Source organism: Pseudarthrobacter sp. MOO13 (assembly GCF_058267655.1).
The window spans coordinates 4,178,102-4,204,165 of record NZ_CM177848.1; the positions used below are offsets into that span (position 1 = coordinate 4,178,102).

Annotated in this window: 17 protein-coding genes; 9 read left to right on the forward strand and 8 right to left on the reverse strand. The window is 66.1% G+C overall.

All coding sequences use genetic code 11. The annotated features are described in order from the left end of the window. Positions 1–95 precede the first annotated feature (95 nt). The 6 genes from AC4EEO_RS19160 to AC4EEO_RS19185 all read left to right on the forward strand — a co-directional run bounded on the left by AC4EEO_RS19160 (position 96) and on the right by AC4EEO_RS19185 (position 12,734). Positions 96–1,019, forward strand: a complete 924-nt coding sequence (locus tag AC4EEO_RS19160) for an ABC transporter ATP-binding protein (RefSeq protein ID WP_109044837.1) — start codon at positions 96–98, stop codon at positions 1,017–1,019. Next, on the forward strand, positions 1,019–1,909 hold the full coding sequence (locus AC4EEO_RS19165) for an ABC transporter permease (RefSeq protein WP_231369906.1): 891 nt from the start codon (positions 1,019–1,021) through the stop codon (positions 1,907–1,909). Before AC4EEO_RS19160 ends, AC4EEO_RS19165 begins: the two co-directional genes overlap by 1 nt. Positions 1,910–2,181: 272 nt before the next feature. Then, complete coding sequence (locus AC4EEO_RS19170; protein WP_018762839.1) at positions 2,182–3,585, forward strand: amino acid permease; 1,404 nt, start codon at positions 2,182–2,184, stop codon at positions 3,583–3,585. Between the two features lie 20 nt (positions 3,586–3,605). After that, positions 3,606–4,907 (forward strand): M18 family aminopeptidase, encoded by a 1,302-nt coding sequence (locus tag AC4EEO_RS19175; RefSeq protein WP_133832409.1) that lies wholly within the window; start codon positions 3,606–3,608, stop codon positions 4,905–4,907. A 293-nt stretch (positions 4,908–5,200) separates the two neighbouring features. Then, a complete protein-coding gene (locus AC4EEO_RS19180; RefSeq protein ID WP_491339503.1) occupies positions 5,201–7,930 on the forward strand; it encodes a WecB/TagA/CpsF family glycosyltransferase in 2,730 nt (909 codons plus the stop codon). Between the two features lie 112 nt (positions 7,931–8,042). After that, on the forward strand, positions 8,043–12,734 hold the full coding sequence (locus tag AC4EEO_RS19185) for a DUF4082 domain-containing protein (protein ID WP_491339504.1): 4,692 nt from the start codon (positions 8,043–8,045) through the stop codon (positions 12,732–12,734). Between the two features lie 160 nt (positions 12,735–12,894). On the opposite strand, the gene AC4EEO_RS19190 is transcribed toward AC4EEO_RS19185, so the two are convergent. Continuing rightward, a complete protein-coding gene (locus tag AC4EEO_RS19190) occupies positions 12,895–14,148 on the reverse strand; it encodes a hypothetical protein (RefSeq protein WP_491328954.1) in 1,254 nt (417 codons plus the stop codon). Between the two features lie 260 nt (positions 14,149–14,408). On the opposite strand from AC4EEO_RS19190, the gene AC4EEO_RS19195 reads away from it, so the two are divergent. The 3 genes from AC4EEO_RS19195 to AC4EEO_RS19205 are packed head-to-tail and all read left to right on the forward strand — an operon-like array spanning position 14,409 to position 17,903. Beyond that, a complete protein-coding gene (locus AC4EEO_RS19195; RefSeq protein ID WP_133832405.1) occupies positions 14,409–15,821 on the forward strand; it encodes an O-antigen ligase family protein in 1,413 nt (470 codons plus the stop codon). Next, positions 15,818–16,714, forward strand: a complete 897-nt coding sequence (locus AC4EEO_RS19200) for a YveK family protein (protein ID WP_491328953.1) — start codon at positions 15,818–15,820, stop codon at positions 16,712–16,714. Before AC4EEO_RS19195 ends, AC4EEO_RS19200 begins: the two co-directional genes overlap by 4 nt. Next, positions 16,695–17,903, forward strand: a complete 1,209-nt coding sequence (locus AC4EEO_RS19205) for a glycosyltransferase (protein ID WP_491328952.1) — start codon at positions 16,695–16,697, stop codon at positions 17,901–17,903. The genes AC4EEO_RS19200 and AC4EEO_RS19205 overlap by 20 nt, the downstream gene beginning before the upstream one ends. Here AC4EEO_RS19205 and AC4EEO_RS19210 read toward each other — a convergent pair. Genes AC4EEO_RS19210 through AC4EEO_RS19240 form a run of 7 tightly spaced genes read right to left on the reverse strand, consistent with a single transcriptional unit; the run spans position 17,887 to position 26,039 of the window. Beyond that, positions 17,887–19,473 carry a glycosyltransferase gene (locus tag AC4EEO_RS19210; protein WP_018762847.1) on the reverse strand — a complete coding sequence of 529 codons (1,587 nt, stop codon included), beginning with the start codon at positions 19,471–19,473 and terminating at the stop codon, positions 17,887–17,889. The two genes, AC4EEO_RS19205 and AC4EEO_RS19210, sit on opposite strands and share 17 nt — an antisense overlap. Next, positions 19,454–20,953 (reverse strand): lipopolysaccharide biosynthesis protein, encoded by a 1,500-nt coding sequence (locus AC4EEO_RS19215; RefSeq protein ID WP_491339505.1) that lies wholly within the window; start codon positions 20,951–20,953, stop codon positions 19,454–19,456. Before AC4EEO_RS19215 ends, AC4EEO_RS19210 begins: the two co-directional genes overlap by 20 nt. Before the next feature lie 30 nt (positions 20,954–20,983). Then, on the reverse strand, positions 20,984–22,108 hold the full coding sequence (locus tag AC4EEO_RS19220; RefSeq protein WP_018762849.1) for a DegT/DnrJ/EryC1/StrS family aminotransferase: 1,125 nt from the start codon (positions 22,106–22,108) through the stop codon (positions 20,984–20,986). Beyond that, positions 22,105–22,764, reverse strand: coding sequence for an acetyltransferase (locus AC4EEO_RS19225; protein ID WP_491339506.1), 660 nt, complete (start codon positions 22,762–22,764; stop codon positions 22,105–22,107). Before AC4EEO_RS19225 ends, AC4EEO_RS19220 begins: the two co-directional genes overlap by 4 nt. Further along, positions 22,757–23,926 carry a DegT/DnrJ/EryC1/StrS family aminotransferase gene (locus AC4EEO_RS19230; RefSeq protein WP_018762851.1) on the reverse strand — a complete coding sequence of 390 codons (1,170 nt, stop codon included), beginning with the start codon at positions 23,924–23,926 and terminating at the stop codon, positions 22,757–22,759. Before AC4EEO_RS19230 ends, AC4EEO_RS19225 begins: the two co-directional genes overlap by 8 nt. Continuing rightward, positions 23,926–24,918 (reverse strand): NAD-dependent epimerase/dehydratase family protein, encoded by a 993-nt coding sequence (locus tag AC4EEO_RS19235; RefSeq protein WP_491328951.1) that lies wholly within the window; start codon positions 24,916–24,918, stop codon positions 23,926–23,928. Before AC4EEO_RS19235 ends, AC4EEO_RS19230 begins: the two co-directional genes overlap by 1 nt. Then, entirely contained in the window at positions 24,915–26,039 is a 1,125-nt protein-coding gene (locus tag AC4EEO_RS19240; RefSeq protein WP_491328950.1) for a Gfo/Idh/MocA family protein, read from the reverse strand. Before AC4EEO_RS19240 ends, AC4EEO_RS19235 begins: the two co-directional genes overlap by 4 nt. Positions 26,040–26,064 lie beyond the last annotated feature (25 nt).

Consider the following 26,064-nt stretch of genomic DNA (forward strand, 5'->3'; position numbering starts at 1 on the left):
GTAGGGCGAAATGCGGCGGTGGCCCCGTTAGCGTAGGGAGTGAACTCCCACAGAACGCCATCTGCAGCCACGCGCTGCCGTCAAAAGGAAAATTCATGATCGAGGCAAACGGGCTGACAAAGGTGTACGGGGCGAAGACCGCCGTGGCCGGTGTCAGCTTCACCGTCAGGGCAGGGCAAGTCACAGGATTCCTGGGCCCGAACGGGGCAGGAAAGTCCACCACGATGCGCATGATCATGGGACTGGACCGGCCGACATCGGGATCGGTCACAGTGAACGGCCTCCCCTACGTCAAGCACACGGCTCCGCTGCGGCAGGTGGGCGCCCTGCTGGATGCGAAAGCGGTCCATACCAGCCGCAGCGCGTACAACCACCTGCTGGCCATGGCCGCCACACACGGTATTCCCAAATCCCGGGTGCACGAAGTGATCGAGATGACCGGCCTCGACGCGGTGGCGCGAAAGAAAGCCGGCGGCTTCTCACTGGGCATGGGCCAGCGGCTGGGCATCGCTGCGGCGTTGCTCGGCGACCCGCAGACCTTGATCCTGGACGAACCCGTCAACGGGCTGGACCCGGAAGGCGTGGTCTGGGTGCGGAACCTGGTCCGTTACCTCGCCGGGCAGGGACGTACCGTGTTCCTCTCCAGCCACCTCATGAGCGAGATGGCCCAGACCGCCGACCACCTCATCGTCATCGGCCGCGGCCGGGTGATCGCCGATGCGCCCATCCGCGACATCATTACCGGCAAGGGCCAGGCCCGCGTCCGCGTCCGCACGGACCAGCCGGACCGGCTGCGGCAGCTGCTGGCCGGCCGCGGCGCCTCGATCGAGGTCCCGGAACGGGAAATGCTGGAAGTGACCGGCCTCGAACCGAAGGCAATCGCCGCGGCAGCCCTGGAAAACCAGGTCATGGTCTATGAACTCACCCCCCTGACGGCCAGCCTCGAGGAAGCGTACATGGAACTGACCAAGGACGACGTCGAATACCACTCCCTGCCCGCCGCGGAGGTAAGCAAATAATGAGCGCCATGACCACAGAATCCACGGCTTCGCCCGAACCGGCATCATCGTCCGCAGGCCACAGCCACGGCCACGGAGGGTCCCTGCCGGGCCCCACGTTCTTCCGGGTGCTCAACTCGGAACTCATCAAGTTCCGGAGCCTGCTCTCAACGCTGATCCTGCTCGCCGCCACGGCGGTTGTGATGGTGGGCTTTGGTGCGCTGTCCGCATGGGGCACCGGCCAGTTCGCCAACGCGGCATCGCGGGATCCGCAGGCGGCCGTGCGGGCAGCCTCCCAGGGCGGGGACCTCGCCATCAGCGTGCCCACCTCGGGGATCGCCTTCGCCCAGCTGATCCTTGGGTCCCTGGGCGTGCTCTTGATGAGCTCGGAATTCACCACCGGCATGGCGCGGTCCACGTTCGCGGCAGTGCCCAAGAGGCTGCCTGCGTTCACTGCCAAACTGGTGGTGGTCATGGTGGTCTCCTTCGCGGTCACGGCCCTCTCCACCTGGGTGGCCGGACTGGTGGCGGTTCCCATCCTGGACAACTACGGACTGAAGCTGGACTTGGCAAGTTCCGAATCCGTGAAACTGCTCCTGGTCAACAGCATCTACGTTGCAGCCGTGGCCGCGATCGGCATGGCCCTGGGCACGCTGCTTCGGAACTCGGCCGGCGGCATCATGAGCCTGGTGGGCATCTTCTTCGTGGCACCCATCGCTTTCCAGCTCATTCCCGGCGACTTCTTCAAGGAGGCCCGGAAATACCTGCCCGGCAACACGGTTGAGCCGCTGACCGCCGCCCAGCACGTGCCGGACACCCTCGAAACATGGCAGGCGGCCTTGGTCCTGGGCGCCTGGGTGGTGATCCCCGTGCTGATCGCCGCCGTCCTGCTGAAGCGCCGGGACGTGTAGGAGGGAGATCCTGCGCCGGCCACCCGGACGTGGCCGGCGCGTGGTTTCCGGCACATTACAAAAGTGCCTGGTGGGAAACATTATTTGCCCATCATGGTTCCTGCTTGGAGTGCCGTCCTGTTAGGCGCAACCAGATCTGTTGGAGTGCACAAAGCAAGGCGCATAATGGCGGACCTAGGGTGAAACGACGATGTGGTGCACCACACGGTCCGCCGCGGTGCACCAACGAACGTCGCACAACCTCTGCAATTTCCCAACAGGACGGCACTTCCATGCATGCTGACCAGCAACTCTCAAAGTCCCTGAAACCCAGGCACCTGTCCATGATCGCCATAGCCGGCGTGATCGGTGCAGGGCTCTTCGTCGGCTCGGGGGCCGCGATCCAGCAGGCCGGCCCGGGCATCCTTGTCGCGTACGCAGCCGCCGGCCTCGTGGTTATCCTGGTGATGCGCATGCTGGGTGAAATGGCCGCAGCCAACCCGGAAACGGGCTCTTTCTCGACCTATGCGGACAAGGCCCTGGGCCGCTGGGCAGGGTTCAGCATCGGCTGGCTCTATGCCTGGTTCTGGATTATCGTCCTGGGCATCGAGGCCACCGCCGGTGCGGCCATCATGCACCGGTGGGTGCCGGGCATCGACCAGTGGGTCTGGGCCCTGGTCCTCATGGTGCTGCTGACCTTGACCAACCTCGGCTCGGTGAAGTCCTACGGCGAGTTCGAGTTCTGGTTCGCCTCCATCAAGGTGGCCGCGATCGTCCTCTTCCTGGTCTTTGGCGCCGCCGCCATCCTGGGCCTGGTCCCCGGCGTCCCGGCCCCCGGCCTGAGCAACCTGCTCAACAACGGCGGATTCATGCCCAACGGTCCGGGCGCCGTCCTGGCCGGCATCCTGGTGGTCGTCTTCTCCTTCTTCGGCGCCGAGATCGCCACGATCGCCGCCGGCGAATCCGAAAACCCCGTGGACGCCGTCAAGAAGGCCGTGAAGTCAACCGTCTGGCGCATCCTGGTGTTCTACATCGGTTCCATCGCCGTGGTGGTCACCCTGCTCCCCTGGAACTCTGCGTCCGTCGCCAAGAGCCCGTACGTTGCGGTCATCGAACTGTTCGGCATCCCCGGTGCCGGCACCATCATGGACGTCGTGGTCCTGACCTCCGTCCTGTCCTGCCTCAACTCCGGGCTGTACACCGCAAGCCGCATGCTGTTCTCGCTCTCCACCCGCGGTGACGCCCCGCGCTCCTGGACGAGGATCTCCCGGCGCGGAGTTCCCGCCGCCGCCGTGCTCGCTTCCACGGTGGTCGGCTTCATCACGGTGGGCCTGAACTACATCGCACCGGACACGGTGTTCCTGTTCCTGGTCAACACTTCCGGTGCCATCGCCCTCTTCGTCTGGCTGGTCATCTCCGTGTCGCAGCTGATCCTCCGCCGCCGGATGGGTGCCGCCGCACAGGACCTCCAGCTGAAGATGTGGCTGTTCCCCTACCTCACCTGGGCAGCAATCATCAGCATCGTGGCCCTGCTTATCGGCATGGTGATCGTGGAATCGACCCGCGAATCACTGTTGCTCTCCATCGCGTTGGCGGTGGTGGTGGTTGCTGTGGGCGTGCTGCGCTACCGGCGCAAGGACGCGGCCATGGCAGCGGAACCGGCAAGGGCATCCGAGGCCGCAGCGCCGGTGGAGTAGGCCGCATTAGACTCGGGACCATGCCTTTGACTTCCTCTGCCGCAGACCACATCCAGGACCTTGGCGCCTTTGTCAGCGCATCGCCGTCGAGCTTCCATGCTGCCCACGAGGGCGGCCGGAGGCTGGAGGAAGCCGGCTTCCTCCGCCTGGACGAGCTGCAGCCGTGGGAGGGCGGGCCCGGCTCCTTCTTCATGATCCGCGACGGCGCCCTGATCGCCTGGGTGGTTCCCGAAGGAGCCGGACCCGCCACCGGCTTCAATATCCTTGGCGCCCACACCGACTCGCCGTCCTTCAAGCTCAAGCCGAAGCCCACCACCGGCGCCCACGGCTGGCTCCAGGCCGGGGTGGAAATCTACGGCGGGCCCCTGCTCAACTCCTGGCTGGACCGGGAGCTCCGGCTCGCCGGCCGGCTGGTGATGCTCGATGGCACGCAACACCTGGCCGCCACCGGGCCGCTGCTCCGCTTCCCGCAGCTGGCTATCCACCTGGACCGGGCAGTGAATGACGGGCTTACCCTGGACAAGCAGCGCCATATGAACCCGGTGTGGGGGCTGGGAAACCCCACCGATGCGGACCTGTTGAGCGTCCTGGCCGCGTCCGTTGACGGCGCCTCCGTTGATCCTGCCGGCATTGGCGGGTACGACGTCGTCATTGCGGACACGCAGGCGCCTGCGGTTTTTGGGGGCAAGGGGGAGTTCTTCGCATCCGGGCGGCTGGACAACCTGTCGGCCACGCACGCCGGGCTTGCGGCCCTGGCCGCGCATGCTGCGTCCGGCACGGCCGGGGGACCCATTGCCGTGCTCGCAGCGTTCGACCACGAGGAAATCGGCTCCAACTCCCGCTCCGGTGCCTGCGGACCCATCCTTGAAGACGTGCTGGTGCGCATCTCCGACGGCCTGGGTGCGACGGTGAGCGAACGGCGGCAGGCCCTCGCGGCGTCGTTCTGCCTGTCGGCCGACGCCGGGCACGCGGTCCACCCCAACTACGCCGAGCGGCACGACCCCGCCAACCACCCCGTGCTCAACGGGGGACCGCTCCTGAAGATCAACGCCAACCAGCGCTACGCCACGGATGCGTTTGGCGCGGCCTTCTGGGCCAGGCTTTGCGGCGAAGCGGGCGTGCCGTACCAGGAATTCGTCTCCAACAACGTGGTGCCCTGCGGTTCCACCATCGGACCCCTCACCGCCACAAGGCTGGGCATCCGGACCGTGGACGTGGGCGTGCCGTTGCTGTCCATGCATTCCGCACGGGAGCTGTGCGGAGTGGAGGATCCCCTCCGCCTCGCCGCCGTCTCGGAGCTGTTCTTCCGCACCCCGGCCTAGCCAGGCAGTTTGTGGCACCACAAAGGTTCGTGCGGGTACCCACATAGGTAGCCTGCCGGACTCCGGCTAGGGGGTTTCCCCGGCCTACGGTGGGGACACACGGATGCCGTTGGGTGTCCGGCCCACGGTTCCGGGCCGGACACCAGGTCCTCGCAGTCCTGCCAACGATGGCATCCGTCGACCACTGACAGATGCGACAGGTGCCGTGCCGGGTGACCGGCGCGAGGCTGAAACGGGGAGTGCAGACCCCTTTTCCAGCCGACGTGCTCCTGCGCTGTGACCATGGAGCCGGAATGACATCTGCACTTGGGCGCCTGCCCCGCCGCATCCACAAACTGGGGATGGCCGGGTTGGTGACACCGCGGGGAACAACGGCCCTCGAGGGCCCGCTGCAGCGGGCTGTCACGCTGGGTGGCGTCAGGGTCGACCTGATGAGCCGTGAGGACGCCCTGGCAGCCATCATGGAACGAGCCGCGGGTGCCCCCGAGACCCCCCTGGGTGTGCTCTCCGCGAACCTGGACCACGTCAACCACTTCGGGACCGGCGGCCGCTGGGAAGGAACGCTGGAGATCCCGCAGTTGGAGTGGCTGACGTTGCTGGACGGCGCCCCCTTGGTGGCCAAGGCGGCGGAACTCACCGGCCAACGGTGGCCCCGCCTCGCAGGAAGTGACCTGATCGGCCACATCCTCGATGACGCCGCTGCACAAGGACGGACCGTCGGTTTCCTGGGTGGGAGCCCGGAAGCCCAGGAATTGGTTGCCACGCGGATCGAAGCGGAGCGCCCCACCCTGCGCGTGGCCGGCTGGTGGGCGCCGTCCCGCCAAATGCTGGGTGATGCCACCGCCGTCACGGAACTGTGTGCAGACATCCGGGCCGCCGGAGTGGACATCCTGGTGGTCTGTTTGGGCAAACCACGGCAGGAACTCTGGATCGGGGAGTACGGGCCGCAGACCGGGGCGAAGGTCCTGCTGGCGTTCGGGGCGGTCGTCGATTTCCTCGCCGGCCACATACGCCGTGCGCCCCGGCAGGTCAGCACCATGGGCCTTGAATGGGCGTGGCGGCTGGCCATGGAGCCACGACGGCTCGCCAAACGGTACGTCGTGGAGGGGCCCGAAGCCTACCTGAAGCTCCGCCGGCACAGTGCCAACGTCGCGCCCGGGCCAAGCACAGGCCCCGCCCCTCGACCCGCTTCCGGTCCCACCCGGCGGGCCGGCACCACGGCAGGGGACTTCACCCCGACCGACCAGCACGCCGATGTTGCCGCTCTGGTGGTGACCTACAACAACGGCGCGGACGTCTGCGGGCTGCTGGAGAGCCTCCGGCTGCAGACCCGGGAACAGTCCATCAAGGTAGTGGTTGCGGACAACTCGCCGAACCCGGAGACCCTTTCCTGCCTGCAGGAGTTTCCAGGCGTGGCCGCCTTCCCCACCGGCGGGAACCTCGGGTACGCGGGCGGCATCAATGCGGCCTGCGCGAAGGCGGGAAGTGCGGATTCGTACCTGGTCCTCAACCCGGACCTTAGGCTCTGCCCCGGCGCGGTGATGGCCCTGCGGAAATCCATGGAGGGCACCGGCGCGGGAGTGGTGGTCCCCTTGTTGCGAGACGACGACGGAAGCGTCTACCCCTCGCTGCGCAGGGAACCGAGCATCTCGCGCGCGCTGGGCGACGCCCTCCTCGGAAGCAGGTTCCAAGGACGCCCCGGATGGCTGACCGAAATGGACTTCGACGCCGAAAGCTACGCCCACCCGCACAAGGTGGATTGGGCCACCGGCGCCGCGCTGCTGATCCGCTCCGACATCGCGAAACAGGTCGGCGGCTGGGACGAGTCCTACTTCCTGTACTCGGAGGAGACGGACTACCTGCACCGTGTCCGCGAGCTCAAGGCCGACGTCTGGTTCGAGCCCCTTGCAGCCATGGTCCATTCCCGAAGCGGGTCCGGGAGCTCACCGTCCCTGGATGCCCTCATGGGGGCGAACAGGATCCGCTATGTCCGAAAATTCCATCACGGAAGCTACGCACGAATCTTCCGTGCCGCCGTCGTACTTTCTGCCCTGCTGCGGGCACCGCTGCCCGCCCACCGGGGAATCCTGGGACTGATCGCCAGGGAGTCACGATGGGCCGACCTGCCGCACGCCGTCGCCTACCCGGGTGGCCCCGGCCAGGAAGGGGATTTCCCCTCCGGGACGGTCATCATTCCAGCACACAACGAGGCCCCGGTCCTCGGGCGGACGCTGGCAGCACTCACCGCACCCATCGCGAGCGGGAAGGTGGACGTGGTGGTTGCCTGCAACGGTTGCACCGACGGAACTGAAGCCGTGGCCGGTTCCGTGCCGGGCGTCCGGGTTGTCTCCGTGGAGGCCGCGTCCAAGACCGCTGCCCTCAACGCCGGCGACCAAGCCGCCTGCGGGTGGCCGCGGCTGTACGTTGACGCCGATATCGAGGTGCCGCCGGCCGCCCTGCGTGCCACCTTGGAGGCATTGTCCGACGACGGCGGGCCCCTTTGCGCCCGCCCCGCCTTCACGTATGACACAGCGGGCGCCTCCTGGCCGGTCCGCGCCTACTACCGGGCACGCAACCGGCTGCCCCAGGCATCGGCATCGATGTGGGGTGCCGGCGTTTACGGCCTGAGCCGCAAGGGGCATGAACGGTTTGGTGAATTTCCGCCCATCACGGCCGACGACTGTTACATCGACCGATTGTTCGACGCCTCCGAAAAAGAAGTCATCGCCTGCCCGCCGGTGACAGTCCGCACGCCACGGACCGGAAAGGCCCTGCTCTCCACCCTGAGGCGCGTATATCGCGGGAACAACGAACTCCGCGATGTTCCGGGCACGCAGTCGGGACGCACGGCCAGTCAACTGGCGCATTCAATCAAGGGTCCCGGCTCCGCGGTGGATGCCGCCGTCTATGCCGCCTTCGCGCTTGCGGGCCGTGCGGCCCGGCGCCGAAAAAACACCGCGTGGGAGCGGGATGACAGCAGCCGCAATTATGAATTGCATTCCTGGGGAGTGGGTTGGGGATAAATTCCCTGAATTAAGGACCGAATTTAATCCCCGCATTCCTCGATAGCCGCCTATTCCTTGATCCGGGTAGTGCAGGCACCTGGCGCTATTCACGTCTCGAAATGGAGTTAAAGTGTTTGCAAAATCAAAGCCCGTCGAAAGCAGGCTGCGTGCGGCAGCAAGTTTTTCCGTATTGTTCCTTATCGCCGCGATGCTGTCTTTCAGTTCCACTCTTTACCAGGCTCCGGCGGCCCACGCCGATGCCTGCACGCCCCCCGTTGCCAGCGCCGTCGCGTGTGAAAACTCACTGCCCGGCACCCCGTCCTCGGACTGGGAGGTTTCCGGATCCGGCGACTCGTCCATCCAGGGCTTCGGAACGGCGATGAGCGTCAACCAGGGTGAATCCATCAGCTTCAAGATCAAGACCACCGCCAGCGCCTACCACATCGACATTCTTCGATTCGGCTACTACCAGGGGAACGGGGCCCGCAAGATCGCCGCCAGCATCCCACTAACGGCCAAACTGCCGCAATCCCAGCCCGCCTGCCTGACCCAGTCCGGGACGGGCCTCGTCGACTGTGGAAACTGGGGGGTTTCCGCGTCGTGGACAGTCCCGGCATCCGCAGTCTCGGGCGTGTACTTCGCCCACCTGGTCCGCAACGATACCGGCGGGGACAGCATGATTCCGTTCGTAGTCCGCAACGATGCGGGAAAGAGCGGCATCGTGGTGCAGACGTCCGACACAACGTGGCAGGCCTACAACACTTACGGCGGCAACAGCCTCTACCAATGCACGGTGGCATGCCCCACCGGCAATCCACAGGCCTACAAGTCAGCGTTCAAGGTGTCCTACAACAGGCCGTTCCTTTCCACGGGCGACCAAGGCCACAGCTGGCTCATGGACACCGAATACCCGATGATCCGCTTCCTGGAGGCGAACGGCTACGACGTCAGCTACATCAGCGGCCTGGACACGGCGACGCGAGGCCCGCTGCTGCTCAACCACAAAATGTTCATGTCCTCCGGACACGATGAGTACTGGAGCGGAACACAGCGCAGCAACGTGGAAGCCGCCCGGAACGCAGGCGTCAACCTGGCCTTCTTCAGCGGCAACGAGGCGTTCTGGCGCACCCGCTGGGAGGCCTCGATCGATGGCAGCCAGACCTCCGGGCGCACACTGGTCTCATACAAGGACACCCACTACAACACGCCCGTAGACCCGGTGGAATGGACCGGGACCTGGCGCGACCCGCGCTTCGGCACGTCCACCGGTGGCGGAAACCCCGAGAACTCGCTGACCGGACAGTTCTTCCTGGTCAACTCCGGCTCCGCGGACATCAAAGTCCCCGCGCAATACGCGGGCATGCGGCTGTGGCGCAACACTGCGGCCGCCAAACTGACGGGAACCCAATCACTCACGCTCGGAAGCGGCCTGGACACGCTCGGTTACGAGTGGGACATCGACGCCGACAACGGATTCCGTCCTGCCGGCGCATTCAAATTGTCCTCAACCACTGTTTCGGTGCCTGAGGCATTCACTGACTACGGCAGCACCACTGCTGCTTCCAGCCAAACACACAACCTGATCATGTACCGCGCCCCCAGCGGCGCACTTGTCTTCGGCGCCGGCACGGTCCAATGGGCTTACGGCCTGGACAACTTCACCATTCCCACGAGTACCCCCGACAAAAACATGCAGCAGGCCACCGTCAACCTGTTCGCCGACATGGGTGTCCAGCCGGTTACCCTGATGACGGGGCTGGTAGCGGCGGCAAAGTCCACCGACACCAGCGCCCCCGTTTCGACCATCACATCGGGGCTAAACGGCCAGACCCTTGCCGACGGCTCCAGCGTCACCATCTCGGGAACGGCCTCCGACGCCGGCGGGGTAGTGGCCGGCGTCGAAGTATCCAGCGACGGTGGAACCACGTGGCGCCCGGCCACCGGGACCACCAGCTGGTCCTACACCTGGACGGTGCACGGCAGCCCGGCAGTGACCGTGAAGACCCGAGCCACTGACGACTCGGGGAACACCGAGGTGCCAGGATCCGGGGCTGCGGTCAACGTTTCCTGCCCGTGTTCCATCTTCGGGTCCAGCATGATCCCCGACACGCCCGATTCCGGCGACGGCGGAAGCGTGGAAGTCGGGATGAAGTTCACCGCCCAGGCGGCAGGAACCGTCACCGGCGTCTCCTTCTACAAGTCAAGCCTGAACAAGGGAACGCACGTCGGCAGCTTGTGGACATCGGGCGGAGCCCGGCTGGCCACGGCAACCTTCACCAACGAGACGGCAACCGGCTGGCAAACGGTCAACTTCGCCACACCAGTGGCCATCACCGCAAACACCACCTATGTGGTCTCCTACTTCGCCCCCCAGGGGCACTATGCGCAGGCCGCAGGCTTCATGTATCCCAACCCGTCGCCCATGCCGGCCGGACACTCGTCCCTTGACAGCGGCGTGCTGCATGGCCTGAGGAACACCCCCAGCTCCGGCAACGGCGTCTACACCTACGGGGCCAGCAGCGTCTTTCCCCAGTCCTCCTACAACGCCGAGAACTATTGGGTGGACGTCAAGTTCGTTCCGTCGGCATCAGTGCCGCCGGCAGTCTCTTCGACCGACCCGGCCAATGCAGCCACCAACGTCGCAATCACCAAGGCGCCGTCGGCTACCTTCAACCAGGCCGTAACGGCGGGCAGCATCACCTTCACGCTGAAGAAACCTGACAACACGGCAGTGGCAGGCAACGCCGCCTACAGCTCGGGCACAGTCACCTTCACCCCTTCCGCCGCGCTGGCGTACAACACCACGTACACGGCGACCGTCAGCGGCGCCACCAATGCGGCCGGCCAAGCAATGGCGAGCCCCTACACCTGGACGTTCACAACCGGGGCACCACCTCCCGCTCCGGCGGTCAGCAGCACATCGCCGGCAAACCAGGCCACGGGTGTGCCCATCTCCGTGACCCCGTCAGCGACGTTCAACCAGGCAGTGGTGCCCACCTCGGTGGTCTTCAGCGTGCTGGATCCGTCCCTGAACTCAGTGCCCGGGACAACCAGCTACAGCTCCGCGACCAACACCTCCACCTTTGCGCCCGGCAGCCCGCTCGCGTACAACACCACCTACACGGCTACGGTCAGTGGTGCCACGAACAGTTCCGGCCAAGCGATGGCAAGCCCTTACTCGTGGACCTTTACAACCGCCACAGCACCTGTCCCGCCCGCCGTGACGTCAACGCTGCCGGCAGACAAGGCGACGGCGATTGGCGTCAATACGGCACCAAGCGCGACGTTCAACCAGGTGGTTACCGCCAACAGCATTACCTTCACCCTCCAGGCCGGAACCACCAGCGTGACGGGTACCAGCAGCTACTCGGGGACCACCGTGACGTTCACGCCGGGCTCAGCACTGGCCTACAACACCACGTACACGGCGACCGTCAGCGGGGCGACGAATGCGGCGGGACAGGTAATGACCGCGCCCTACAGTTGGACCTTCACTACGGTGGCCCAACCCACGGCCAATTGCCCCTGCAGCGTGTTTGCCGCGAACGCCCTGCCCGGGACCATTGACCAGCCGGACGGATCGTCGGTGGAACTTGGGATGAAATTCCGTTCGGATATTGCCGGGAACGTCACCGGCGTCCGCTTCTACAAGAGTTCCGCAAACACCGGCACGCACACCGGAAAGCTCTGGACCAGCGGAGGGCAGTTGCTGGCCAGCGTGACCTTTACCGGAGAGTCGGGGTCCGGTTGGCAGCAGGCAAACTTCTCCACACCCGTGGCCATCCAGGCGAACACGACGTACATCGTTTCGTACTACGCACCCAACGGGCACTATTCGGCGGACGGAGCTTTCTTCACCAAAGGCGTGGACAACTATCCGCTTCACGGCCTGGCCAGCGGGGTGGACGGACTCAACGGCGTGTACCGTTACGGCACCTCCGCGTTCCCCTCCAGCAGCTACAACAACGCCAACTACTGGGTGGATGTGGTGCTGAACGGGTCGGCGTCGGTCAGCGTGCCCACGGTGTCATCCACCTCACCGGCTGCCGGTGCCACCAACGTGGCCACCACCAGCACGGTGAAGGCGACCTACGACAGGGCCGTTGACCCCAGCACCGTGGTCTTCAACGTCAAGGATGCTGCAAACGCCAACGTACCCGGGACCCTCAGCTATGACACGCTGACCAACACCTCGGTGTTCACCCCCGCCACTGCGCTGGCCTACAGCACAACCTTCACGGCCACGGTTTCGGGTGCCAAGGGAAGCAACGGACAGGCCATGGCAGCGCCCTATACCTGGTCGTTCACCACGGCTCCGCAGCCAACGGCCGGCTGCCCGTGCAGCGTCTTCGCTCCCACCGCGGTTCCATCCACGGTCACCGCCCAGGACAACTCATCGGTGGAACTGGGCATGAAGTTCACCTCGGACACCAACGCCACCGTCACGGCGGTCCGTTTCTATAAGGGACCGCAGAACACGGGTACGCACGTTGGCAAGCTCTGGACCTCAGGAGGCCAACTGCTGGGCTCGGTCACGTTCACCAATGAGGGCGCGTCCGGATGGCAGCGGGCAACGTTCGCGACGCCGATTCCTATCAGCGCCAACACGGTCTACGTGGTCTCGTACCTGGCGCCCAATGGGTATTACTCGGCAGACGGCGCCTTCTTTGCCGGCAAGTCGGCGGACAGCGGCATCCTCCACGGTTTGGCTGACGGCACCAGCGGTCCCAACGGCGTCTATGCCTACGGCGCCGGAGGGTTCCCGAGCAACACCTGGAACGCCACCACCTATTGGGTGGATGTGGAAGTCACCACCCCCTAGCAGCCGGGGACAACCGGCGGGGCAGCTGCAGGGGCCCGCGACGCAATCCAGCGTCGCGGGCCCCACCCGTGCCAGGAGCGGGATGGGCGGGACATGATGCTTAGCCTGCGCAGTCGTCTTCCACGAGGTCGACCTTCACAAGGGCCGGGAAAGGGGGGCCTCAGCCAAGGCCGCAGGTGTTGCCTCCGTTGAGGCGGTAGATGTGTACCGCATTGGCGTCGCTGAAGGAGTCCGTAAAGGCGTGGTTCGACACGGGCACCGAACGGTTTTCATCCAGCGCTTCTGCCTGGTCCGGGCCGCCGCACCGAACAGAGAAGGTCACGGACTGGGGCCCGGGACGCGTGGCTGCCGCCAAAATATAGAAGTGGCCCGCATTGGCTTTCACGGAGAAATCAACGTCCTTGCTGTTTGCGGTCACGAGCCCCGTTACCGAACCCGTGTTCAGCGCCGGAGCGAGGGTGGTGATGAGCTTGTTCACGGCGGCTACCGTTGGACGGATCGCGGTGCCGCATTCATCCCGGAGCACATGCTGGGACTGGCACTGGCCGCCAAAATTGTGGTTGAAATAGACGATTCCCCGGGCGCCGTGGATGATGCTGCTCCATACGGCGGACCGAAGCTGGGCGGGACTGATGGTGAGTGAATCACTTTCGGAAAATGGGTGGCCCACCTCGACAAACGCCCAGACCGGTTTGGAGCCGGCGGGCTGGACCAGGGACCGTACCCGGTCAACCGTCCAGCCGTAGTGGGCCCCGGTGCGGCATTCCGCGTCAGTGAGATCCCGCCCATCCGCGAAAACTGCCCCGCCTTCGACATGGCTGCAGATATAGGGATCCGTAAACCAGTAGTTGTCCGCGGAGACGACGTCCTGGTAGCTGTTGACGAATTGCGCGGCCTGCGGATTCTTGAGTTGGAACGTTACGCCCTTGCCGTAATTGGAATAGAGCAACGCCCGGGGCGGGAAGAGTTTCACCAGCGCTTCCTGGACGGTGAAACCGCATTCGGAGGCCACAGGCTCGCAGATCACACCTTCACCTTGGGACTTGCCGGTCCACGAGGAGTTTCCCCCGCCTGCCCACATGTCCACTTCATCGGAGACGACGAACCCGGAAGCGCCGGGGACCACTGTGGAGGGGAGCGCATGAAGGCCGCTGCCCCGCACCAGCTCCACATTCGAGTCATCGGTGAGCTGCACGTAGGTGTTCAGGCCGGCACCGCGGTCCGCGGCGATATCCTCTTCCTGCAGGACGCTTTCAAACCACACGCCCAGGGGAAAGAAGTTCGGCTCGGCCGGCAGGGTCGGCGAGAACTTCCCGTAGAAGCCCGGGCCGCCGTCAATCCCCTGGACGCTGACCCCTTCAGGAAGCGGATCTTGAGCCGATCCTGAGGACGCGGAGAAGGCGCTTGACGACATGCATGACGTTCCTAAAAGGCAAGTCAATAGAATTGCGGTTTTCTTGATGAGTTTTGTGGAATTGCGCATGTCCCGGGCGGTTTTTCCAGGTGCTTCGAACAGGTTTTTCATGGCAATTCCTGTCGTAAAATCATGGGTCAAATGTCATACTGGATAAAAGGGAAATAAGCGGCGACAAGCAATGATTTTGGAGCTACGCTATCACCCTGAACATTGCGTGTATAAGGGTATTTCAACCCCGGCAGGAAGATTGGGGGGATGTGGGAAAGCATCTGCCAGCTCCATCCGCGCTGGGTCCGGAAGTCCGACTGGACACACCCCTGCGCGTTGACGGCGACGAGCAAAAGCCACCGCTGCTCCTGCGGGTGACGGCGGTAGCCTGTTTCGTTTTCCCCTCCAACCTCGTTCTGGAACCGCTGGGTGCCGCCGGCTATGTGGCCCACATTCTTGCGTTGCTGGTTTTCGCGCTGTGGGTGACGTCAGTCATGCTCGGCCTGCACAAGACCATCGACCGCGAGCACCCCGGACGCTTCGCGCTGGCAGCCCTTTTCGCGGTGTCGTGTGCCTCCTACGCCGCGATGTACGTGGGTATCAGCGGGAGCACGACGGATGCGACACGCGCGAGTGCTGACCGCTGGATGTTGTTGATGGTCGCCTCGTCCGGCCTGGTGCTCGTAACCACTGAGACAACGCGGACCGTGGACGCGGCGATGATGCTGGTGCGTGCGCTCCTGCGCGGTGCCGTGTTCTGCAGCATGGTGGCGGCAATCCAGTTCACCACCCATGTGGACCCCATGGCCTGGTTCCAAGGGGTCTTGCCCGGGTTCAAGGACAACGGCGGGAACCAGCCGTTCCAGGAACGCGGAAGCTTCCTCCGGGTGGCCGGCAGCACCTTCCATCCCATCGAGCTGGGGGTCATCGCCTCGATGCTCCTTCCGCTCTCGCTGTGGCGCGCACTGTACGACAAATCGGGCCGCGCCTGGATGCACTGGACGGGGACGGGCTTCATTGTGTTCGCGATCGCCGCCACGATTTCCCGCTCGGCGGTCCTGGGTGTCCTGACCGTGGCACTGGTCTTCCTTCCGTTCCTTCCTTCCAGGTCCAGGCAGTGGACGGTCCTGGGGTTCGCCGGCGCTGCCACAGTGCTCTTCCTGGCGGTTCCCGGATTTGTCGCAACGCTGTTTGGTTCCGTCACCGCGGGGACGGCCGATCCTTCCATCACCGCACGGCTTGAGGACTACCCCAGGGTGGAAGCCATGGTCTCGGCCCGGCCGTGGCTTGGAATAGGTCCCGGGGCGTACCTGACGAGGAACGCCATTGAGGTCCTGGACAACCAGTACCTGAAAACCATCGTCGAACTGGGAGTGCCGGGGTTCCTTGCACTCCTGCTGTACATGGTCGTACCCGGGATAGCGGCCTGGCTGGCGGCCTTCAACGCCAAAGAGGAACGCTTGAAGACACTTGCGGCCGCAGTCGCCGCCGCCTGCCTGGTGGCCGCCCCGGCGTCAGCCGCCTTTGACTCGCTGGGCTTCCCCGTCCTGGCACTCGTGTACCCGATATGCGTCGGGCTCTCCGGGACGGTCTGGTTGCTCGTCGCCGGCGAACGGCGGGCGCTTGGCCCAACTACCAAGGAACAAGGCGCCAGCCTTGCAGAATCTGAAAGGCTCCCATGACTCCCGTCTCGGTTCTTAAAATCCTGTGGCGCCACAAGGTTTCGATGATTACCGTCCTGGTGCTCACCCTTGCTGCGGCAGCCTACGTCTTCTTCTTCGCGCCCCGGAGCTACATGGCGTCGACGGTGTACGTCCTGGTGACGCCCCGCGTGCCCAGCGTGGAAGAAATGCGCACCGATCCCGCCGTCGCCGCCGCAAACTCGGACAACCCCTACCTGCGCTCGGCGGACAGCTCCCTGATCACCCAGGTGATGGCGACAAAGTTGAGCTCAACCGACGTCGTTGACTCGCTTAAGGCCGCCGGCTTGTCACCCGACTACACGGTGACCCTGCCGGCCACCACGGGGGCGGGCCAGCTCATCAGGATGGAGGCCACGGGCCCCAGCCCGCAGCTGGCCATCACGACGGCAGAAGCCTTGGGCCAGCATCTCACCGCCAAACTGCGGGATGCGCAGAAAGTCAACGGGGCCGATGACCGCTACCTCTTCACGGCCCTCCAGATTGATCCCCCGAGCAAAGCGACAGAGCAATTCTCCAGCCGGCTCCGGTCGATGATCGTGGTGCTGATTGGCGGCGTCATCCTCCTGTTCGGCGCTGTTTCGATCGCCAGGATGCTGGAGAATTCGCGGGCTGCCCGGAAGGACGCGGCGGACAAGGGCAAGCCTGTGTCCCGGCGCAGGCGCTCCGCCGACCGCCACGCCGAACCGGCCGCAGTTGCGAACGACCAACAGGACGGCGAACCTGGTGGCGGCAGTGTCGTGGCGGCGCGGGCGGTGAAGGACCGGAAGCCCGCAAGGTATGCGGTTGATGAGCCGCCGCTCCTGTTGCCACAGCCTGGGCTGGAGGACCTTTCCTTCGAGGAGCGACGCTCTGATGTCCCCGTCAAACGCTGACCGGGAGGGGCGAGTCCCGGTCTCTGTCGTCTGCGTCTTCAACAACCCGGCAGTGCTCCAGGAGTGCCTCACGGCTTCCGTCGAGGCCGGCCTCCCATGCGCCGTGGACCTCGAGTACCTGCCCATCGACAATACGGCACGGCAATTTTCCTCCGCCGGAGCGGCATTGAACCATGGTGCTGCCTCGGCGCGGAACGATGTGGTGGTCTTTGTCCACCAGGACGTTTTCCTGCACTCCATCCCGGCCTTGGAGAAGATCGCCGCCGCATTGATGGCAGATCTTTCCCTGGGCATGGTGGGCGCAACCGGGATGACCGGGGAGGGCCGCCTCGTGGGGCAAATCCGCGACCGCATCGTGTTATCCGGCCATCAGGAATCCGGGCTGGCGGACGTGGACAGCCTGGATGAAGTCTTGTTCATGGTGCGGCGGGACCACATCCTCCGGCAGCCGCTCAGCGAGGAGCCGGACCTGTCCTGGCACGCCTATGCCGTGGAATACGGAGCCCGGCTCCGGTCTACCGGCCACCGCGTGGCGGTAGCCAACATCCCCCTGACCCACAACAGCCTCACCATCAATCTTGACCGGCTGGCCGAGGCGCACCAGTGGATCGCCGGGGCGTATCCCAACCAGTTGCCGATCGTGACGACGTGCGGGACAGTGCAGCAACGGCGCCGTGTACCCTCCCTCCTCTCCGGCCTGGTGGACTCGCAGAAGTGGCGGTACCGGTGGCTCCGGGAATCGGTATCGGCGCACAAGCTCCGGAATAAAGCCCCGCTGCGCCCCGTCACGGTCCTGGGTGACCTGCGCCGCGACATTGACGACATCTGTGCCGCAGCGGGCGCAGGCGCTGCCACCGTGATCAATGTGCTCCCCGGCGGACCCGGAGGGCATGAACTGGGGAAGCCCCTGGAGCTGGGGCGGCGAGGTGTCCGGTTCCGTTTCCTTGCAGCGGACGAGCGGGCCGTCGCTGCCCTGGTGCGCGCCCAAGGGCCGGACGTCACCGTCGCCGTGACCAACATCAGCTTTGACACTGCCGGCGAAGTGGTCGGCGCCCTGTCGGGCCGGAAGGTCATCCTGGGATTCCACGAAAATACAGGGCCATGGCTGCTCACCGGCCCGGCGGTTGATGCGGCCGGCGAACACTACCGCACCCCCCGCTCTACGCCCCTCGCTATGAAGGTTGGCTAAGGCGCCTGCGTGAGTCCGAAACCCACGCGCGGCTGTGGTCCGGTACCAACTGTGCCAGGCCCACATGGGGTGACTTCCGCCAGGCCGTCCACTGCCTGATGCGCTGGGCCGTTCCGAGGAAGGGCAGTATGTCAGCCCAGGCCGCATCCAGGCCGGCGAAGCCGGTCTCATGCTGCACCAGCCCCACCAGCTGGTCCAGGGGTCCGTCCGCCCAAGGAGTGGGTCCCGGTGCGATCGGTCCGCTTCGCGCCAGGGCGGCCTCGGTATAGACGCGCTCCGCTGTCTCCCGCCAGGCTGAGGGGCTGTGACCTTCAACGATTGCCCTGCGGGTGGCCGAGCCCCGAGCCGTCCTGGTGGACACCGAATCTGCCAGGTCCGCCAGGGTTGAGACGAAACCCGCCGGAGTCGAGGGCGTGAGGAGGAGGTCATCGAGGCCTGGTGAATCCGAGCCAAGGACCGCACATTCGGCCGGATGGCCCCTGTATGTCACCAGCGGCAGCCCGTGGGCACCGGCCTCCAACATTGAGGTCAACGAAGCGAAGGGAAACGAGTCAACGTAGGCATCGGCGATGGACAGAAGCGACGAGATGTTGGCAAGCCGCCCGACGGCCCGGATCCTTCCATTGGTGGCAGCCGCCGCGGCAGCCCAGGCTCCGGTGGGGGACGGGCCGGCCACGAGGAAGTGTGCATCCGGGCGCCGGAGCAGGAAGGACCGGAAGAGGCCTATCAGCGAGTCCGGGCCAACGGGATCGTATTTGCTGCCTGCCGCGGCGGACACCACGACGAAATCCGTCGCCGGGATGCCCCATCCAGTCCGCGCGGCCAGTTCATTCGATTCCTCCGCAGGCCCGGCAGGCGCAAGTTCGAGGGGCCGGTTGGCCACCATACAGCGGCCGGCATCAACCCCGCGGCGGCGGACGGTCAGCTCCCGGCCGCTTGCCCGCAGGCAGAGGACGACGGCGGCCGCCGAGGTCCCCTGCCAAAAGACGTGGTCAGCGTGGTTGACGTAGACAGCCGGAGGCGCTCCGGGGACACCCAACGCAAGGGAGGGGACGACGTCGTGTGGATGCGCATGCACAACGACGACGTCGGCCGGAGCGATGACCCGGCGCAATGCTCCCGCCCTTCTCATGAGCCCCCCGGGCCGGCGGTCCAGGAGGACCAGGTCACGGGGATCCGGCAGGCACGCGGCAATCTTGGCTGGACATTCGGTGCTGCCTTGGCGGGTGAGGACAACGTGGTGCCGCGAGCCAGGATCCTGGCGGATCCAGTGCGCAATGCTCTGGGTATGGCCGCCGGTCCCGTACAGCTGGGTGGCCACGTGGACCACAAGGCGCCCGGCCGGCTTTCCCGGCGCCGGGGGCGGAGGCTGTGGGATGGAGGACCGGAGCATCCCCAGGACTTCTTCGAGTCCCTGGTGGCCGAAATACCCGGTGTGGTCGGTCCAGGCGAAACGGGCGGCAAGCTGTGCCTGCACCGCCGCCTGCTCCCACCGTCCGGCTGCTGCCAGGCGGCCGGCGACCGCCACCAGGCGTTCAAAGGTGTCCCTGTTACCGCTGATGCCCTGCAAGGCCCCCGCTCCTTCCCAATTTCTTCAACGTGGCAACGTCGGCCCGCTTGAACCAGAGCAGGCCAGCGGTGACGGAGCCGGCTGCTGCCCCGGAGAGCAGGAGTGCCCAGGGGACACCGAAGTCCATCCGGCCGAGGAGGGCAGAGGCGGCCAGCAACGCTGCCGAAGCGGCCGAGGGCAGCAGCAGTTGCCGGATCACCCCGAGAGGCGGGACACCCACTGCCCGCAACCGCCAAAGATACAAGGGCAGGACCAGGGCGGCGACGACGAAGAATTGGGCCATGGCCACCCCGGCGATGCCGGCGCCGGTGCCAAGGAACAGGGCCGGTACCAGGGCCACCAGCCAGCACACCTGGATGGACATGATGGACCCTGTCATTCCCGCAACCACCAGGTAGTCGTAGATCAACTCGAAGAGGATCCGGAACCCGGCCACCATGGCAAGCCAAAACAGGGCGGCGCTTGCCCCCGCCCAGACGTCGCCGTACACAATCCGGACGACGGTTTCGGACTCTGCCGCCAGGAACGTGACAGCAGGGAAGACAACGCAGGACATCACCCCGATCAGGGCGGTGACTGTGGAGCGCATCCTTTCGGGGTCATGCTGCAGCCGGGCCAGCACGACCGGAGCCACGCTTCGCAGCGGCTGGGAGAACATGGTCACCGGCCAGCTCGACAGGTTAAAGGCCAAGACGTACATCCCCAGCATGACCGGACCGAGCGTACTGCCCGTCACCAGTTGGTCCAGGTAGCCGACGCAGAAGACGATGATGCTGGTCCCTGCCAGGGGCAGCCCGAACCGCAGCAACGGCATCAGGACGGTGCGGTCGAGGCCCAGCCGCAGGGGAAGCGGCGACCTGAGGACGAAGAGCAGGCCCCCGGCCACCGTCCCCGCGAGCCGGCCCACCGCCAGGCTCATTGCGCCCATGCCGGCCAACACCAGGCAGATTGAAACGATGGCACCCACCCAGACATTCACCTGGTCGATCAGCATCTTCGTCTTTTGGTCAAAGGCCCGCTGCATCAGCGCTGCCGGTGTGGCGACCACCCCGCTGACCAGGACGCAGCACACCATGACCCGGACCACGTCGGTGGCACCGGGGTCGCCCATGCGGTCCGCGAACCAGGGGGCTGCGGCAAGGCCGGCCCCGCAAAGCACCGCACTGGAGAGGATCGAGATAGTGGTCACGGTGGGTGCGATCCGTGCGGGATCCTCCGGCCACCTCACGATCGCGAGGCTGACCCCCAGTTCGTTGATGGTCAGGACCGCCAGCAGCGCCACCATGGCCACCGCGAAGCTGCCGTACGAGTCGGGCCCCAGCAGGCGGGCCAGGACGATTCCGATTCCCAGCGTGCCGAACCTGGCCACCGCAGTATTCAGCAGGCTCCAGCCCAGTGCGGAGGTGGCGCCGGACGCATTCTGCGAGCCGGTGGGTTGGCGCCCGGCCTCCTGTACGGATGCCAGGCCGGGGCGCTTCATCGCCTTCCCCGCACGGACGGCCTCAACGGACTACTGCTTCGTCACTGCGCATGACAACGCCCCAGCAACCCGTTCCTGCTGTTCGGCAGTGATATGCGGGAACAGCGGGAGGGACAGGATGCGCCCGGCAGCATCCTCGGCCACGGGGAATGAACCGGATGTCCGGCCCGCGTACGCCCCGCTGCGGTGCACCGGAACCGGGTAGTGGATTCCCGCCTGAATCCCCGCCGCGTGCAACGACTCAAGGACAGCGTCCCGGTGCCGGACACGCACCACGTACAGGTGCCACACATCCGCGTTCCCCGGTGCCTCCTGCGGCAGCTCGACACCCGGCACATCCGCCAGCAACGCCGCATAGCGTTCCGCCGCAGCCCTGCGCCGCAGGTTCCAGCCCTGCAACCTCGCCAGCTTCGCTTTCAGGACGACCGCCTGGACGGTGTCCAGGCGCGAGTTGAAGCCGATGGCGTCGTGCCGGTACTTCACCGAACTCCCGTGCGCCCCCAACAACCTGACCTGGGCATCCACGCCGGGGTCGGATGTCAGCACGGCTCCCGCGTCCCCGGCGGCGCCAAGGTTCTTGCCGGGGTAGAAGCTGGTCCCGGCGGCAAGGCCCCAAGTGCCCGCGTGCCGGCCGAACCGTGTTGCGCCCTGGGACTGCGCGGCATCCTCGATGATCACCGCGCCGCAGGAGTCTGCAACGGGGATCAGTTTTTCCACGAAGGCGGTTTGCCCGAACAGGTGCACCGGCACGATCGCCTGCGTGCGGGAGGTTACGGCGGCCGCGGCGGCGTCGGGATCGATCAGGAGGAAGGAAGGGTCGACGTCGACAGGCACCGGGACTGCCCCGATCCGGCTGACCGCCTCGGCCGTGGCGATGAAGGTATTGGCCGGCAGGATGACTTCCCCGCCCGGCCGCACGCCCCCGGCACGCAGGGCAAGTTCCAGCGCATCCGTTCCGTTGGCAACGCCGGCGCAGTGCCGTGCGCCCAGGAAAGCGGCGTACGCCGCCTCGAACGACGCAACGGCCGGGCCGCCAATGAAGGACGCCGAACTCATGACTGTGTCCAGTTCGGCCATCACCTCGTCATGGATCTCAGCCTGCTGTGCTGCCAGGTCCACCAGCGGGACTGCCTGCACATCCACGTCGGAATTCATGAAATACCCCCAACACTGAATCTTCCGTCGTCAATTTCGTGGGCCGGCACCCCAACCCACGTCTGTCCGTCAGGCACGTTGCTCAGCACTGCCGCTCCCATCCCCACGGTGGCGTAGGCGCCCACTGAAGTGCGTTCGCGCACGCTGGCGTTCATTCCCACGTAGGCTGCCCGGCCAATCCGGACTCCGCCGCCCAGTGACACACCCGCGGCGAACGTGGCGAAGTCGGCCACGTCGTCGTCGTGCGTGAAGGTCACCGAAGGCATGGCCACCACGTGCGCTCCCAGGGTGACGGAGGCGGTGAGCGTGACGTTGCGGAGCAGGATGCTTCCCCTGCCCACCCGGCATCCTTCCGGGTACTGGACCGAGGGGTCGATCGCCGTCGCGTAGCGTGCCTCCGTGAGGCCCATGGCCGTCAGCCGCTCCACGACGGATTCCCGGATCCTGCCGGAACCAATGCATACCAGGACGAACGCGTGCGTGTACTTCGCGGCGTCATCGATGGTCCCAAGGACGGGTGCCCCGTCCACGGTGACGCCCGCCATCTCCTTGTCGTCGTCCAGCAGGCCGACGACGTCATATTGGCCGCTGCTGCGCACCATCGCCAGGACTTCGCGGGCCAGGCCACTGGCAGCTATCAGGATCAGCTCACTCACGCGCGTATCCTGCAGCCGCGCCCCGGATGGTGCCGATGATCCGGTCCAGCCCTTCGTCGTCCAGTTCGTGGTAGACGGGAAGGATCAGGGTCCTGTCGTTGAGCCGCTCGGTTTGTTGCAACAGGGAGCCGCCCGCGTTCCGCCACCGGTAGGCCGGCTGGCGGTGCGCGGCCATGATGCCCCGCCGTGCAGAGATCCCGGCGTCCGCCAGCAGTTCCATCAGCCCGTCCCGCGTGGTCCCGAAGCTGGGCAGCACCTCCACCCAGAACGACTGGAAGTTGGTGGTGCCGTAGGGCGGGTCCGATACCAGCCGGAGGCCCGGCACCCGGGAAAGGCCGGCCACGTAGCGCGCCGCGATGCTCCGCCGCCGCTCCAGCACCTCCGGCAGCCGGCCCAGCTGGACGATTCCGACGGCGGCCTGCAGGTCCGTCATCCGGTAGTTGAACCCGACTTCCAGGTACACCTCCGGCGGGGCCAGGAGCGATCCGTGCCGGTCGGCGGCGGACACGCTCATCGAGTGCTCCCGCAGGGTCCTGGCCCTGGCCGCCCAATCTGCCCGGTTGGTGGTGAGCATGCCGCCCTCACCGGTGGTGAGGATCTTGCGCGGATGGAAGGACCACACGGCCACATCCGCGCCCGCACCCACCGGCCTGCCCTTATACATCGACCCCACTGCGCAGGCGGCGTCCTCGATCACCATGATCTCGTGCCGGTCACAGAGTTCGCGGATGGGGTCCAGGTCCAGCGGCACGCCGCCCTGGTCCACCACAATCACGGCCCTGGTGTCCAGGGTGAGGGCCGCGTGGAGGGTTTCCGCCGTCACGTTGCCGGTGGCCGGATCCACGTCGCAGAACACCGGCCTGGCACCGACGTAGGTCACCGCGTTGGCCGTGGCAATGAAGGACAGGGAGGGCACCACAACGTCATCCCCGGGTCCGATTCCGGCCACCACCAGGGCGAGGTGCAGGGCGGTGGTGCAACTGGACGTGGCCACCGCATGGCGGACACCCTGGTACTCCGCGAACCGGGACTCGAACTCCTTGACCTTGGGCCCCTGCGCCACCCAGCCGGAGGCCACCACCTCGGCCAGGGCCCGTGCCTCCTCGTCGCCGAGCCAAGGCTTCATGACATTGATCCGGGCGAGGACTGGTTCGGCAGTCATCAGGCACCAACTTTCCGTGTGGCGGCGATTTCGTTGCGCAGCGGCATCCACCAGCTGACGAGTTGGCGCAGTCCTTCGTCGAGTTCCACTTCCGCTTTGAAGCCAAGGTCGCGGGCGGCCGCGGACGTGTCGGCCAGCCGGCGCACCACGCTGTTCACCTGCCGTGCGGGGCAGTGCTCGACGCTGAGGTCCGAGCCCATGACCCGCAGCAGGGTGCGGGCCATGTCCAGCAGGCTGGTTTCCGTCCCGCTGGCCACGTTGTAGGTGCCTTCGGCAATGCTGCTGCCCGCGGCCAGCACGTTGGCTCGGGCCACGTCCGCCGTGTGGATGAAGTCCATGGTCTGGAGTCCGTCGCCGAAGATCAGCGGCGGCTGCCCGTCCATGATCCGTTCCATCCACCGCACCAGGACCTCGGTGTACAGGCCGTGGACGTCCATTCGCGGCCCGTAGACGTTGAAGTAGCGCAGCATCACGTAGTCCAGGCCCGTCATGGCACGGAAGCTCCGGGCCATCCCTTCGTTGAAGGACTTGGCAGCGCCGTAGAACGTGTCGTTGTTGGCGTGGTGGTGCCGTTCCGCGGTCGGGAACTCCTCGGCCATCCCGTAGACCGACGCACTGGAGGCGGCCACGAGCTTGGCCACCTTGTGTTCCGCGGCGGCCTCCAGGACATTGAAAGTGCCGTCCACCAGCACTTCCAAAGCCAGCCGGGGTTCCTCGGCGCATTGGGTGATCCGGATGGCCGCCTGGTGGAATACCAGGTCCTTGCCTCGGGTGAGGTCATGCACGAGGTCACGGTCCTGGATGCTGCCCCGCACCAGTCCGACCTGCCCGGTGGCCAGGGCGCCGGAGAGGTTGTCCAGCCTGCCGCGGACCAGGTTGTCCAGGACATCGATGTGGCGCACTCCCGCGGCCAGCAGGGCGTCCACCAGGGTGGAGCCGACGGTGCCGGCTCCGCCGGTGACCAGGACGTTGGCGCCCTCCAGGGTGCTCACCGGGCCCCCTCCAGTTCCGCGCCGGTGCCGGCCATCGCGGCACCCGCCACGGGGGTGGGCCGGCCGTCCAGGGTCAGGCTGCGGGTGACCGCTTCGAGGACGGACAACACCCGGAGCCCGGAGGCGCCGCCCGTCCGTGCCTGCCGTCCGGTGCGGATGCAGGAGGCGAGTTCCTGCACCACCTGGCCGAGGGCCTCACGTTCGGGCAGCGCCGGGGACCACGTGTCCCCCAAACGGTAGGAGACGGCGGTGGACGCCTTCTCGCCGGCCGTTCTCGGCTGCCGGTCCAAACTCACCCCGCGGTCGTAGACGCTGAGCCGTTGCTGGGGGTTCAGGTCGTCCCACACCAGCGTCCGCAAGGATCCGCCGATCACCATCTGGCGGATTTTGGTGGGACTGAGCCAGTTCACGTGCACGTGGGCGGTGGCATCGTTGGGGAGCCGGAAGTTCAGGTGGCCCACGCAGTCGCGGCCGGTCCCCAGCGGGTCCGCCCCGAACGCCGAGACTTCGGCGGGGTTGAGGCCGCCCGGGAGGACGAAGTCCAGGATGGACAAGTCGTGCGGGGCGAGGTCCCAGAAAACGTCGACGTCGGGCTGCACCAGGCCCAGGTTGATCCGGGTCGAGTCCACGAACAGGATCTCGCCCAGGGATCCGGACTGCACCAGCTCCTGCATCTTCAGCACCGCCGGGGTGTAGCAGTAGGTGTGGTCCGCCATCAGGACCAGGCCGTTTGCCCGCGCTTCGGCCACCATCTCCAGCCCGTGTTCCCTGCTGTCCGCCAACGGCTTTTCCACCAGGACGTGCTTTCCGGCGCGCAACGCCGTCATGACCGCGCCATGGTGTGTTCGCGCCGGCGTCGCGATTGCCACGGCATCGACGTCGAAGCTGTCCAGGAGCTCGTCCATGGACTCGACGCAGGGTATCTGCCCCAGCGTGGCCGCCAGCTTGCGGGCCCGGTCGATGTCCAGGTCGCAAATGGCCACCAGGTCCCAGTCCGGGCTTGCCTGGAGGTTGCGCGCCAGGTTGGGACCCCAGTAGCCGGCTCCGACGACGGCGATGCCGAGTTTCGGTGCAGGTTGCGGGTGGTTGGCGGAGTGGAAGGGACTGCCGAATTTTCTCATGTCATTGTCTTCCCATTTGTGAGTG

Excerpts from the sequence above, each read along its gene's own strand:
- AC4EEO_RS19160 (WP_109044837.1), top strand. The coding sequence starts at position 96 with ATGATCGAGGCAAACGGGCTGACAAAGGTGTACGGGGCGAAGACCGCC.
- AC4EEO_RS19165 (WP_231369906.1), top strand. The coding sequence starts at position 1,019 with ATGAGCGCCATGACCACAGAATCCACGGCTTCGCCCGAACCGGCATCA.
- AC4EEO_RS19170 (WP_018762839.1), top strand. The coding sequence starts at position 2,182 with ATGCATGCTGACCAGCAACTCTCAAAGTCCCTGAAACCCAGGCACCTG.
- AC4EEO_RS19175 (WP_133832409.1), top strand. The coding sequence starts at position 3,606 with ATGCCTTTGACTTCCTCTGCCGCAGACCACATCCAGGACCTTGGCGCC.
- AC4EEO_RS19180 (WP_491339503.1), top strand. The coding sequence starts at position 5,201 with ATGACATCTGCACTTGGGCGCCTGCCCCGCCGCATCCACAAACTGGGG.
- AC4EEO_RS19190 (WP_491328954.1), bottom strand. The coding sequence starts at position 14,148 with ATGTCGTCAAGCGCCTTCTCCGCGTCCTCAGGATCGGCTCAAGATCCG.
- AC4EEO_RS19200 (WP_491328953.1), top strand. The coding sequence starts at position 15,818 with ATGACTCCCGTCTCGGTTCTTAAAATCCTGTGGCGCCACAAGGTTTCG.
- AC4EEO_RS19205 (WP_491328952.1), top strand. The coding sequence starts at position 16,695 with ATGTCCCCGTCAAACGCTGACCGGGAGGGGCGAGTCCCGGTCTCTGTC.
- AC4EEO_RS19215 (WP_491339505.1), bottom strand. The coding sequence starts at position 20,953 with ATGAAGCGCCCCGGCCTGGCATCCGTACAGGAGGCCGGGCGCCAACCC.
- AC4EEO_RS19220 (WP_018762849.1), bottom strand. The coding sequence starts at position 22,108 with ATGAATTCCGACGTGGATGTGCAGGCAGTCCCGCTGGTGGACCTGGCA.
- AC4EEO_RS19230 (WP_018762851.1), bottom strand. The coding sequence starts at position 23,926 with ATGACTGCCGAACCAGTCCTCGCCCGGATCAATGTCATGAAGCCTTGG.
- AC4EEO_RS19240 (WP_491328950.1), bottom strand. The coding sequence starts at position 26,039 with ATGAGAAAATTCGGCAGTCCCTTCCACTCCGCCAACCACCCGCAACCT.